The organism is Luteimonas campi (assembly GCF_051162505.1).
In the GTDB taxonomy this organism is placed as follows: Bacteria; Pseudomonadota; Gammaproteobacteria; order Xanthomonadales; family Xanthomonadaceae; genus Luteimonas.
Genome location: NZ_JBNWEM010000001.1, coordinates 30,892 through 42,504, shown reverse-complemented (window position 1 = coordinate 42,504; position 11,613 = coordinate 30,892). Strand labels below are relative to the sequence as shown.

12 protein-coding genes and 1 tRNA gene are annotated in these 11,613 nt (G+C 70.4%); all 13 read left to right on the top strand.

Annotated elements, in window-relative coordinates:
• The first annotated feature begins 132 nt into the window (after window positions 1-132).
• The 13 genes from ccoN to amaB all read left to right on the top strand — a co-directional run bounded on the left by ccoN (window position 133) and on the right by amaB (window position 11,611).
• On the top strand, window positions 133-1,611 hold the full coding sequence (gene ccoN / locus ACQYVW_RS00185) for a cytochrome-c oxidase, cbb3-type subunit I (RefSeq protein WP_434945644.1): 1,479 nt from the start codon (window positions 133-135) through the stop codon (window positions 1,609-1,611).
• On the top strand, window positions 1,608-2,258 hold the full coding sequence (ccoO, locus tag ACQYVW_RS00180) for a cytochrome-c oxidase, cbb3-type subunit II (protein WP_434945643.1): 651 nt from the start codon (window positions 1,608-1,610) through the stop codon (window positions 2,256-2,258). The genes ccoN and ccoO overlap by 4 nt, the downstream gene beginning before the upstream one ends.
• Window positions 2,255-2,395, top strand: coding sequence for a cbb3-type cytochrome oxidase subunit 3 (locus ACQYVW_RS00175; protein ID WP_434945642.1), 141 nt, complete (start codon window positions 2,255-2,257; stop codon window positions 2,393-2,395). Before ccoO ends, ACQYVW_RS00175 begins: the two co-directional genes overlap by 4 nt.
• The gene (gene ccoP, locus ACQYVW_RS00170; protein WP_434935130.1) at window positions 2,392-3,336 is read left to right on the top strand and encodes a cytochrome-c oxidase, cbb3-type subunit III; all 945 of its coding nucleotides are present in this window, start codon (window positions 2,392-2,394) and stop codon (window positions 3,334-3,336) included. The genes ACQYVW_RS00175 and ccoP overlap by 4 nt, the downstream gene beginning before the upstream one ends.
• Window positions 3,333-3,629 (top strand): hypothetical protein, encoded by a 297-nt coding sequence (locus ACQYVW_RS00165; protein WP_434935131.1) that lies wholly within the window; start codon window positions 3,333-3,335, stop codon window positions 3,627-3,629. Before ccoP ends, ACQYVW_RS00165 begins: the two co-directional genes overlap by 4 nt.
• A 198-nt stretch (window positions 3,630-3,827) precedes the next feature.
• Window positions 3,828-5,375, top strand: a complete 1,548-nt coding sequence (locus ACQYVW_RS00160) for a 4Fe-4S dicluster domain-containing protein (RefSeq protein WP_434945641.1) — start codon at window positions 3,828-3,830, stop codon at window positions 5,373-5,375.
• The gene (locus ACQYVW_RS00155) at window positions 5,375-5,872 is read left to right on the top strand and encodes a FixH family protein (RefSeq protein ID WP_434935134.1); all 498 of its coding nucleotides are present in this window, start codon (window positions 5,375-5,377) and stop codon (window positions 5,870-5,872) included. Before ACQYVW_RS00160 ends, ACQYVW_RS00155 begins: the two co-directional genes overlap by 1 nt.
• Before the next feature lie 9 nt (window positions 5,873-5,881).
• Entirely contained in the window at window positions 5,882-8,242 is a 2,361-nt protein-coding gene (locus ACQYVW_RS00150) for a heavy metal translocating P-type ATPase (RefSeq protein ID WP_434945640.1), read from the top strand.
• Window positions 8,243-8,336: 94 nt separating this feature from the next.
• Window positions 8,337-8,534 (top strand): cbb3-type cytochrome oxidase assembly protein CcoS, encoded by a 198-nt coding sequence (gene ccoS / locus ACQYVW_RS00145; RefSeq protein WP_434945639.1) that lies wholly within the window; start codon window positions 8,337-8,339, stop codon window positions 8,532-8,534.
• Window positions 8,524-9,249 carry a sulfite exporter TauE/SafE family protein gene (locus ACQYVW_RS00140; RefSeq protein ID WP_434945638.1) on the top strand — a complete coding sequence of 242 codons (726 nt, stop codon included), beginning with the start codon at window positions 8,524-8,526 and terminating at the stop codon, window positions 9,247-9,249. Before ccoS ends, ACQYVW_RS00140 begins: the two co-directional genes overlap by 11 nt.
• A 127-nt stretch (window positions 9,250-9,376) precedes the next feature.
• On the top strand, window positions 9,377-9,832 hold the full coding sequence (gene azu, locus ACQYVW_RS00135; protein WP_280941796.1) for an azurin: 456 nt from the start codon (window positions 9,377-9,379) through the stop codon (window positions 9,830-9,832).
• A 103-nt stretch (window positions 9,833-9,935) separates the two neighbouring features.
• Window positions 9,936-10,012, top strand: a tRNA-Arg gene (locus ACQYVW_RS00130).
• Window positions 10,013-10,075: 63 nt separating this feature from the next.
• A complete protein-coding gene (gene amaB, locus ACQYVW_RS00125; RefSeq protein ID WP_434945637.1) occupies window positions 10,076-11,611 on the top strand; it encodes an L-piperidine-6-carboxylate dehydrogenase in 1,536 nt (511 codons plus the stop codon).
• Window positions 11,612-11,613 lie beyond the last annotated feature (2 nt).

Below are 11,613 nucleotides of genomic sequence, written 5' to 3'. Positions count from 1 at the left end.
TTCCTGCCCTGTCGCGCGCCCCGTCGCGCCCGGAGCACGGGCCATGGCGCATCGCACGGACGCCTTGATCGCAATCAAGGCCCCGCCGCCCAGTCCACCCTATCCTTCATCCGTTCAACCTCAGGACGCGCCATGCAACAGGCCGCTACAGCAACTTACAACGACAAGGTGGTCCGCCAGTTCGCGGTCATGACCGTGGTCTGGGGCATCGTCGGCATGGCCGTGGGCGTGCTGATCGCCGCCCAGCTCTACTGGCCCGATCTCACCCAGGGGATCTCCTGGCTCAGCTACGGCCGCCTGCGGCCGCTGCACACCAACGCGGTGATCTTCGCCTTCGGCGGCAGCGCGCTGTTCGCCACCAGCCTGCACGTGGTGCAGCGTACCTGCCATGTGCGGCTGATCTCCGACCGGCTGGCCGCCTTCGTGTTCTGGGGCTGGCAGGCGGTGATCGTGGCCGCAGCCATCACCCTGCCGCTGGGCCTGACCCAGGGCAAGGAGTACGCCGAACTCGAATGGCCGATCGACCTGCTGATCACCGTGGTCTGGGTGGCCTACGCGGTGCTGTTCTTCGGCACCATCGCCAAGCGCCGGGTCAAGCACATCTACGTCGCCAACTGGTTCTACGGCGCGTACATCATCGCCATCGCCCTGCTGCACATCGTCAACAACATCTCGATCCCGGTGGGCCTGGGCAAGTCCTACAGCATCTACACCGGCGCGGTCGACGCGATGGTGCAGTGGTGGTACGGCCACAACGCGGTGGGCTTCCTGCTGACCGCCGGCTTCCTGGGCATGATGTACTACTACGTGCCCAAGCAGGCCGAGCGCCCGATCTACTCCTACCGCCTGTCGATCGTGCACTTCTGGGCGCTGATCGCGGTCTACATGTGGGCCGGCCCGCACCACCTGCAGTACACCGCCCTGCCCGACTGGGCGCAGAACCTCGGCATGGTGTTCTCGCTGATCCTGCTGGCGCCCAGCTGGGGCGGCGCCATCAACGGCATCATGACCCTGTCGGGCGTGTGGCATAAGCTGCGCACCGACCCGATCCTCAAGTTCCTCATCGTCGCGCTGTCGTTCTACATGATCGCGACCTTCGAGGGGCCGATGATGTCGATCAAGACGGTCAACTCGCTCTCGCACTACACCGACTGGACCGTCGGCCACGTGCACGCCGGCGCCCTGGGCTGGGTGGCGATGATCTCGATCGGCTCGATCTACGCGCTGCTGCCGCGCCTGCTCGGCCTGCGCGAGATGTACTCCACCAAGTGGATCGACCTGCACTTCTGGCTGCACACCATCGGCGTGGTGCTGTACATCGCCTCGATGTGGATCGCCGGCGTGATGCAGGGCCTGATGTGGCGCGCCACCAACGACGACGGCACGCTGACCTACAGCTTCGTCGAGGCGCTCAACGCCACCTACCCCTACTTCCTGGTGCGCCTGCTGGGCGGCGTGGTGGTGCTGGCCGGCATGTTCCTGATGGCCTTCAACGTCTGGAAGACCTACCGCCAGGGCCAGGCCGTCGCCGCCGACCAGCCGGTGCTGGCGCCCGATCCTTCCCATTCCATTGCCGCCGTGGGCCAGGCCCGCGCCGGAGGCCAGGCATGAGCGAGAACAACAAGCCGCACGCGCACGAGAAAGTCGAGAAGAACGTCGGTCTGCTGGCGGTGCTGATCGCGGTGGTGGTCTCCTTCGGGGGCCTGGCCGAGATCGTGCCGCTGATGTACCAGGCCGAGGCGATCGAGCCGCTGCCCGGGGTCGAGCCCTACCCGGCGCTGGAACTGGCCGGTCGAGACGTCTACGTGCGCGAGGGCTGCTACAACTGCCATTCGCAGATGGTGCGCACCTTGCGCTTCGAGACCGAGCGCTACGGCCACTACTCGCTGGCCGGCGAGTCGGTCTACGACCGCCCGTTCCAGTGGGGCTCCAAGCGCACCGGGCCGGACCTGGCGCGCGTGGGCGGCCGCTACTCCGACGACTGGCATCGCGTGCACCTGATCAACCCGCGCGACGTGGTGCCCGAATCGAACATGCCGGCCTACCCATGGCTGGCGTCGAGCAAGGTCGACGGCGAGCAGACCGTGCGCCGCATGCGCGCCCTGCAGCGCATCGGCGATCCCTACAGCGACGAGGACATCGCGCAGGCGCCCGACGCCCTGGCCGGCAAGACCGAACTGGACGCGGTGGTGGCCTACCTGCAGGGCCTGGGGCGCCACGCGCCGCGCTCGGGCGAAGCCCAGGGAGGTGCCCAGTGATCTCAGGCATCGTCACCGCCGTGCTGCTGGTGTGTTTCATCGGCGGCTGGATCTGGGCCTGGAGCCCGAAGCGCAAGCACGAATTCGACGAGGCGGCCCAGCTGCCGCTGAATGAGGACCAGGAGTCTTCCCGATGAGCAATGCGTGGTCGTGGTACGTCATCGCACTGGTGGCGCTCAACATCGGCGGCTGCGCCTGGCTGCTGTGGTGGACGGCGCGCCGCCGGCCCGGCGACCCGAAGCCGGAAGAGACCAGCCATGTCTGGGACGGCAACATCACCGAGTACAACAAGCCGCTGCCGAAGTGGTGGATCAACGGCTTCTACCTGACGATCGTGTTCGGCATCGGCTACCTGGTCTGGTACCCGGGCCTGGGCAATTTCGCCGGCACCTCGGGCTGGACCTCGGCGCGCGAGCACGACGCCGACAAGGCGCGGCACGGCCGCCTGCTCGAGGAGACCTTCGGCGTCTACGCCAACCAGCCCTTCGCAGCGCTGGCCGCCGATCCGGCGGCGATGGAACTGGGCCGCTCGATCTTCGCCAACACCTGCGCGGCCTGCCATGGCTCGTCCGCCCAGGGCGCGGCCGGCTATCCCGACCTGACCGACGCCACCTGGAACTGGGGCGGCGAACCCGAGCAGATCCTGGCCTCGGTGCTGGACGGTCGCCAGGGCATCATGCCGCCGCTGGGCAACGTGCTCGAGGGCATCGGCGGCGACGTCGCCGTGACCCAGGCCGCGACCTACGTGCGGGCGCTGCGATCCGACGACATCGAGGCCACCCTGCGCAACGACTACATGGCCGCGCGCGGCAAGAAGTACTACGACAGCCTGTGCGTCGCCTGCCACGGCCCGGACGGCACCGGCAACCAGGACCTGGGCGCGCCGAACCTGACCGTGCGCAACACGCTCTACCCCAACACGCTGGACAGCATCCGCACCACGATCATCGAGGGCCGCCACGGGATCATGCCCGCGCACCGCGAGCTGCTGGGCGAGACCCGTGGACGGCTGGTGGCGGCTTATGTATGGTCGCTGTCGAACGCCCGGGGGACGGACGCCGCGTCAGGACAGCAATGACCGATTTCACTCAGCCGCGGTTCGATCACCCGCCGCGCCCCATGGCGCAGCGGGTCGGTGCGATCGCCTGGCCGAGTTTCTTCGCAGCGGGCGTGTGCACCATGGTGTTCTTCGCCTTCATCGACCCGATCGAACTGCGCGACATGACCTTCCCGGACCTGCCGCTGACCCGGGAGCTGGGCTATTCGATCGGGTTCTTCATGTTCTGGCTGGCGACGTCGGCGTCCAGCCTGTTCACCTGGATCCTGCTGCGGCCGGCGAGCCGCTTCAACCGGGCCCTGCCGCCCGACTGAGTCCCGTCCCGGACACGCGCATCGCGCGCCTGGGACATTCTGTCGCTTTAGCCCCGCGCGCCGATCCCCATACTGGCGGGTGCGCCGGCGCCGCCGCAGCTGTGCCGCGGCGCGAACCGGTGGAGCCTTTCGCAACATGACCTTCCGCACCCGCAAACCGCCTTCCAGCACTTGGCCTGCCCGGTCCGGGAACGCGCGATGAGCCGCAACATTCCCATCGACGTGGTCGACGACGGCGGCTCGCTGTACGTCAAGGAACGCAAGGTCTATCCGCGCGACGTGTCCGGCCCGCTCAATCGCCTGCGGGTGGCGGCGGTGGTCTGGCTGCTGGGCATGTTCTACGTCTTCCCGTGGCTGCGCTGGGACGGCCGCCAGGCGGTGCTGTTCGACCTGCCGGCGCGCAAGTTCCACGTGTTCGGGCTGACCTTCTGGCCGCAGGACTTCCTGTTCCTGGCGCTGCTGCTGATCATCGCGGCACTGGCCCTGTTCTTCTTCACCGCCCTGGCCGGGCGCCTGTTCTGCGGCTACGCCTGCCCGCAGACGGTGTGGACCGAAGTGTTCCTGTGGATGGAGCGCTGGACCGAGGGCGACCGGCCGAAGCGGATGAAGCTCGACGCCGGCCCGTGGACCCGCGAGAAGATCCTGCGCAAGGGCGCCAAGCACGCGCTGTGGGCGGTGTTCGCGCTGTGGACGGGCTTCACTTTCGTCGGCTTCTTCACTCCCATCACCGACCTCGGCGCGCGCCTGGCCACCCTGTCCTGGGGCGGCTGGGAGACGTTCTGGGTGCTGTTCTACGGCTTCGCCACCTGGGGCAACGCCGGCTTCCTGCGCGAACAGGTGTGCAAGTACATGTGCCCCTACGCGCGCTTCCAGAGCGCGATGTTCGACCGCAACACCCTGATCATCGCCTACGACCCGATGCGCGGCGAGCCGCGCGGCCCGCGCAAGCGCGGGCTGCCCAGCGTGTTCGAGCGCGTGCGCGGCCTGCTCGACCCGAAGACCGCCTACGACTACGTGTTCCGCGCCGGCCGGCATCCGTCCGCCGCCACCCAGGCCGCGCACGCCACCGGCACGATCACCTGGGACGGCGATCTCGGCGAGGTCCAGCCGCTGCCCAAGTTCAAGTTCGAGGAGCTGGGCGACTGCATCGACTGCACCATCTGCGTGCAGGTCTGTCCGACCGGCATCGACATCCGCAACGGCCTGCAGTACGAGTGCATCGCCTGCGGCGCCTGCATCGACGCCTGCGACGAGGTGATGGACAAGATGGGCTACCCGAAGGGGTTGATCCGCTATTCGACGCAGAACGCGATCGACGGCAAGGCCTCCCGGGTGTTGCGTCCGCGCATCTTTGCCTACGGCCTGCTGCTGCTCGGCCTGATCGCCGCCTGGGCGGTGGGCGTGGGCACCCGCAGCGACCTGATCGTGGAGGCGCTGCGCGACCGCAATGCGCTCTACCGCGAGACCGCGGGCGGCGCTGTCGAGAACGACTACACCCTCAAGCTGGTCAACAAGACCGATCGCGACCGCAGCTTCCGCATCCGCATCGAATCGTCCAGCCCCGGCATCGAACTGCGCGACAATGCCGCCGCCGTGAACGCCCGCGCCGAGGCCGTAGTGTCGGTGCCGGTGGTGCTCATCGCACGCGACGGCGCAGGCGGCCGCTACGACGTGCGCTTCATCGTGGAAAGCGATGATGGCGCCAGCCGCGAAGTCGTGGACAGCAGCTTCTTCGGACCCATGTGATGGACAAGCCCAAACAACCGTTCTGGAAGACCCCGATCATGTGGCTGGTGATCGCCCTGCCGCTGGCCTCGGTGATCGCAGGGGTCACCCTGGTGATCGTGGCTTCGCGCAGCGGCGGCACCGACGTGGTGACCGAGGACGTGCGCCGCGTGTCGCAGATCCAGACCACGGACCTCGGCCCCGACGCGCGGGCGCGCAACCTCGGACTGAGCGCCGTGCTGCGCGCCGACGAGGGCGTGCTGGAAGTCATCCCGGCCACCGGCGAGTTCGACCGCGCCGCGCCGCTGCGCCTGGTGCTGCAGCACCCCAGCCGCGGCAGCGAGGATCTCTCGTTCGACCTGCCCCCGACCGAGACCGGCTGGCGCCTGCAGCGCGAACTCGACCACGACCACGACTGGATCGTGGAACTGGCGCCTGGCGACGGCGCGTGGCGCCTGCACGGGCGCCTGCCCCGGCAGCAGCTGGCGACGCGCCTGGCCCCGTCGCTGGCGCAATAGCGCGGTTCCGTGGCGGGGACTGCCTGCCACCATTGCGGTGAAACGCTGCCGGACGATCCGCGCCAGCGCGCGGCCGACGACGCCGGCCACGCCTACTGCTGCGACGGCTGCGCCACGGCCGCGCGCTGGATCCGCGACGCCGACCTGGGCGACTACTACCGCCTGCGCACCGCCGCCGCAGGCCGCGTCGGCACCGACGCGGTCGACCTGTCGGCCTGGGACCGCGAGGACCTGCTGCGCGAGCACGCCCACGCGGTGCCCGGCGGCCGCCGCATCACCCTGCTCACCGACGGCATGCGTTGCGCCGCCTGCGCCTGGCTGATCCAGAACGCGCTGCAGCGCGAAGACGGCGTAGCCGAGGTGACCGCCAACGCGGTGACCGGCCGCATCCGCATCGACTGGGATCCGCAGCGCACGCCGCTCTCGCGCGTACTCGACCGCCTGGTCGCGCTGGGCTATCGCCCCTGGCTGGCCGGGGGAGACGCGCGCGAACGCGCCCGCACCGCCGAGCGCAACCGCTGGCTGCTGCGCTTAGGGATCGCCGGCATCGGCATGCTGCAGGCGATGATGATGGCCGAGGCGCTGTACCTCGACTTCGACAGCACCATGCCGCCGGCCACGCGCGACTTCTTCCGCTGGCTGACCTTCCTGCTGTCCACGCCGGTGGTGTTCTATTCGGGATGGCCGTTCCTGGCCGGCATGTGGCGCGAGCTGCGCGCGCGCCATGTCGGCATGGACACGCTGATCGCAACCTCCACCCTGCTGGCCTACTTCGCCAGCCTGTTCGAGACCATCCGCGGCGGCCAGCACGTCTGGTACGACGCGGCGGTGATGTTCGTGTTCCTGCTGCTGGCCGCACGCATGCTCGAGCAGCGCGCGCGCAACGTCGCCACCGCCCAGGTCGATGCGCTGGCGCGGGCGCGCCCGGCGTTCGCCACCCGCGAGAAGCCCGACGGCAGCCGCGAGTCGGTGCCGCTGGGCGATCTGCGCGAGGACGATATCGCCTGCATCGCGGTGGGCGACGCGGTGCCGGCCGACGGCGTGCTGCTGGACGCGGAGGCCTGGTTCGAGGAATCGCTGCTGACCGGCGAGTCCGGCGCGGTGCGCAAGGCGCCGGGCACGATCGTCTATGCCGGCACCGTGGGGCGCGAGGCCCCGGCCCGGATCCGCGTCACCTGTACCGGACCGCAGACGCGTCTGTCGCAGCTGACCCGGCTGGTGGAAGAAGCGCAGTCGCACCGGCCGCGGCTGGCGCGGCTGGCCGACGACATCGGCAGTCGCTTCGTGTCTTCGCTGCTGTTCGTGGCGGTGCTGGTCTACATCGCCTGGCGCCTGTACGACCCCTCCCGCGCCTTCGAGGTCACCCTCGCCCTGCTGGTGATCAGCTGCCCCTGCGCGCTGTCGCTGGCGGTGCCGACCGCGCTGGCCGCGGCGCACGGCAGCCTGGCCCGCGCCGGCGTGCTGGCCACCCGCAGCGATGCGATGGAGACCCTGGCCACGGCCACCGATGTCGTGTTCGACAAGACCGGCACCCTCAGCGACGACCGGCCGATGCTGGCCACGGCCCGGGCTTTCGACGGCCTCGACCCGCCCGCGGCGCTGGCCATCGCCGCAGCGCTGGAGCGCGACGCCGGGCATCCGCTGGCGGCCGCCTTCGCCGGCGCCGGCGAAGGCCTGCAGGCGGCGGACGTGCGGGCGGTCCCGGGACTGGGCGTGGAAGGCCGGGTGGACGGACAGCACTGGAAACTCGGCCAGGCCGGCTTCGCGGCCCGCGGCGAAGACGACGGCGCGATCTGGCTCGGCGATGGCCTTCGTGCCGCGGCGCGTTTCGAACTGCGCGAGCAGGTGCGCGGCGACGCGGCCGAGGCGCTCGACGGCCTGCGTGCACTGGGCCTGCACGTGCACCTGTCCAGCGGCGACGCCGCCCCGCGGGTACAGGCGCTGGCGCAGCCGCTGGGCATCGACGCCGCGCACGCCCGGCAGCGGCCCGAGGACAAGCTGGCCCTGGTGCGCGGGCTGCAGCAGCAGGGGCGGATCGTGGCGATGGTGGGCGACGGGCTCAACGACGCGCCGGTCCTGGCCGGGGCCGACGTGTCGCTGGCGATGGACAAGGGCGCCGCGCTCGCGCAGCGCGCGGCCGACCTGGTGATGACCGGCCCCACCCTGCTGCGCATCCCCGCGGCAGTGCGCATCGCGCGCGCCACCCGCCGCATCATCCGCCAGAACCTGGGCTGGGCGCTGGGCTACAACCTGCTGGCGATCCCGCTGGCGGCCAGCGGCCTGGTCACGCCTTGGATCGCCGCGCTGGGCATGGCCGGCTCCTCGCTGGTGGTCACCCTGAACGCGCTGCGCCTGGCGAGGCTGGCGTGAGCCCGCCTCCGCTTGCCGCGGCGCGGGGGCGGCGCCATGTCACAGTGCCGGCAGCGTCCGTACGCCGCCCCGCCGCCCGCCCGGAGCCATGTCGATGAGGATCCTGCTGCTGCTCGTGCCGATCAGCCTGGTGCTGCTGGGCCTGGCGATCTGGGCCTTTGTCTGGGCCGTGCGACGGGGCCAGTTCGACGACCTGGATACCCCCGCGCTCGACATCCTGCGCGACGACGGCCCGGCGCCGCCCAAGCGCTCCGAGCCCCCCCGCCAACCGGACCCGCCGCATGCCGATTGACTGGCTGGTGCTGCTGGCCGCGCTGACCAGCGGGCTCCTCGGCGGCCTGCACTGCGCCGCCATGTGCGGCGGCATCGCGACTGGACTGTCCTCCACCGCGCCCGGCGGCGGCTGGCCGGCGGCACTGCAGCTCAACCTCGGCCGCGTCGGCGGCTATGTGCTGGCCGGCGCGATCGTCGGCGCCTTCGGCCATGGTCTGCTGGGGGTGCTGCGCGAACCCTGGATCGGGATCGTCCTGCGTGGCCTGGTGGGCGCGGCGCTGGTGGTGGTGGCGCTGCGGCTGCTTGGGCTGCGCGCCCTGCCCGGCTTTCTGTCGCGGCCCGGCACCCGCGCCTGGGGCTGGCTGCGTCCGCTGCAGGCGCGCCTGCTGCCGGCCGACACGGCGGCGCGCCGCCTCGGCATCGGCGCGCTCTGGGGCTGGCTGCCGTGCGGGCTGAGCTTCAGCCTGCTCACCGTAGCCTGGCTGCAGGCGCATCCGCGCAACAGTGCGCTCACCATGCTCGCCTTCGGCCTGGGTACGCTGCCGGTGATGCTGCCGCTGACCTGGTCGGGGCAGCGCATGGGACGCTGGCTGCAGCGCCCGGGCCTGCGCCGCGGAGCCGCGGGCCTGGTGCTGGCGATGGGCGCGCTGACCATCGCCGCGCCCTGGCTGATGCACATCCCGGCGCTGCACGGTGTACTGGCGGCGCTGGGATGCGCACCCGCGCCGTTGTGAACGCCATGGCGGCGGGCAAGGGCCCGTACGGTGGCGTCCGGATGATCCAGATCAAGGCAGGCAAGGCGCGCGTCGGCGATGATGGCGCCAAGTCGACAAACAGACGATCCCCACGGAGAAGACCGCAATGAACGTCCGCAAGACCCTGTTCGCACTCGCCCTCCTCGGCGCCGCCGGCGTGGCCCAGGCCGCGCCCAACTGCACCGTCAAGATCAAGGGCGGCGACAACATGCAGTTCGACCTCAAGACCGCGACGGTCTCGGCCGCCTGCAAGAGCATCAGCTTCGAGCTGCAGCACACCGGCAAGCTCCCGGTCGCGGCGATGGGCCACAACATCGTCCTGACCGAAACCGCCAACGCGGCCGACGTGGCCAAGGATGCGGTCAAGGCGGGCGCTGCCGCGGGCTACGTGCCGGCCGGCGACGCGCGCGTGCTGGTGGCCACCAAGATGATCGGTGGCGGCGAGACCGCCAGCGCTTCGCTGCCCGGCAGCAAGCTCAAGGCCGGCGGCGACTACACCTTCTTCTGCTCGTTCCCGGGCCACTCGGCCCTGATGCGCGGCAAGCTGGTCGTCACCCCGTAAACCGCCACCACGCTCCCTGCTCCGCCGGAGGCCCGCGCAGCGTCGCGGGCCTTCGCCGTTTTGGCATGTGCGCGCGCGACATGCGAAAATCGGCCCACCTGCTGCCCCCGTAGCTCAGCTGGATAGAGCGTCCCCCTCCTAAGGGGAAGGTCGTGCGTTCGAATCGCGCCGGGGGCGCCATTCTTTTCGCATTCGCGCCCACCTGCCGCCCCGCGGCCCCGCGGCGCACAGGAGTCCTGCAGCATGACCCACCCCGTCCTTTCCGCACTCGGCCTCGGCGCGAGCGAATCCGGCACCTGGCTCGGCAACGGCGAATGGTCCAAGACCAGCGACGCCGGCGTGCTGGAACCGGTCAACCCGACCACCGGCGAGGTGCTCGGCCGCGTGCAGGCCTCGTCGCAGGCCGACTACGAGCTGATCGTCGAGCGCGCCCAGGCCGCGTTCAAGGTCTGGCGCACCACCCCGGCCCCGCGCCGCGGCGAGGCGATCCGGCTGTGCGCCGAGGCGCTGCGCACGCACAAGGACGCGCTGGGTTCGCTGGTCGCGCTGGAGATGGGCAAGTCCAAGCCCGAGGGCGACGGCGAAGTGCAGGAGATGATCGACATCGGCGAGTTCGCCGTGGGCCTGTCGCGCCAGCTCTACGGCCTGACCATGCATTCGGAGCGCCCCGGCCACCGCATGTACGAGCAGTGGCACCCGCTGGGCATCGTCGGGATCATCTCGGCCTTCAACTTCCCGGTCGCGGTCTGGGCCTGGAACTCGTTCGTGGCCGCGGTCTGCGGCGACATCTCGATCTGGAAGCCCTCGGGCAAGACCCCGCTGTCGGCCATCGCCTCGATGAAGATCTGCAACGAGGCGCTGCGCAAGGGCGGCTTCCCGGACATCTTCTTCCTGTTCAACGACACCGACAATTCGCTGGCCGAGCGCATGGTCGACGACAAGCGCGTGGCCCTGGTCAGCTTCACCGGCTCGACCCGCGTGGGCCGCATCGTCGGCGAGCGCGTGGCGCGGCGCATGGGCCGCTCGCTGCTGGAGCTGGGCGGCAACAACGCGATCATCGTCGACCCGTCCGCCGACCTGAAGCTGGCGATCCCGGCCATCGTGTTCGGCGCGGTCGGTACCGCCGGCCAGCGCTGCACCACCACCCGCCGACTGTTCGTGCACGAGTCGATCTACGACGAGGTGCTGGCCAAGCTCAAGGCCGCCTATGCGCAGGTGGAGAAGAAGATCGGCGATCCCACCGACCCGGCCAACCTGATGGGCCCGCTCAACAGCCAGGGCGCGGTCGACGCCTACCTGGACGCCATCGAGCGCGCCAAGGCGGCCGGCGGCACGGTCGAGAGCGGCGGCGCCGCGCTGACCGACCGCAAGGGCTTCTTCGTCCTGCCGACCCTGGTCACCGGCCTGTCCAACGACGCCGAAGTGGTGCAGACCGAGACCTTCGCCCCGATCCTGTACGTGATGAAGTACAGCAGCCTGGACGAGGCCATCGAACTGCAGAACGCGGTGCCGCAGGGCCTGTCGTCGGCCATCTTCACCACCAACCTGCAGGCGGCCGAGGCCTTCCTGTCGGCGGCCGGTTCGGACTGCGGCATCGCCAACGTCAACATCGGCACCTCGGGCGCGGAGATCGGCGGCGCCTTCGGCGGCGAGAAGGAAACCGGCGGCGGCCGCGAGTCCGGTTCGGACGCGTGGAAGGCCTACATGCGCCGCCAGACCAACACCATCAACTACTCCGACGCGCTGCCGCTGGCCCAGGGCATCAAGTTCGACCTCTGAGG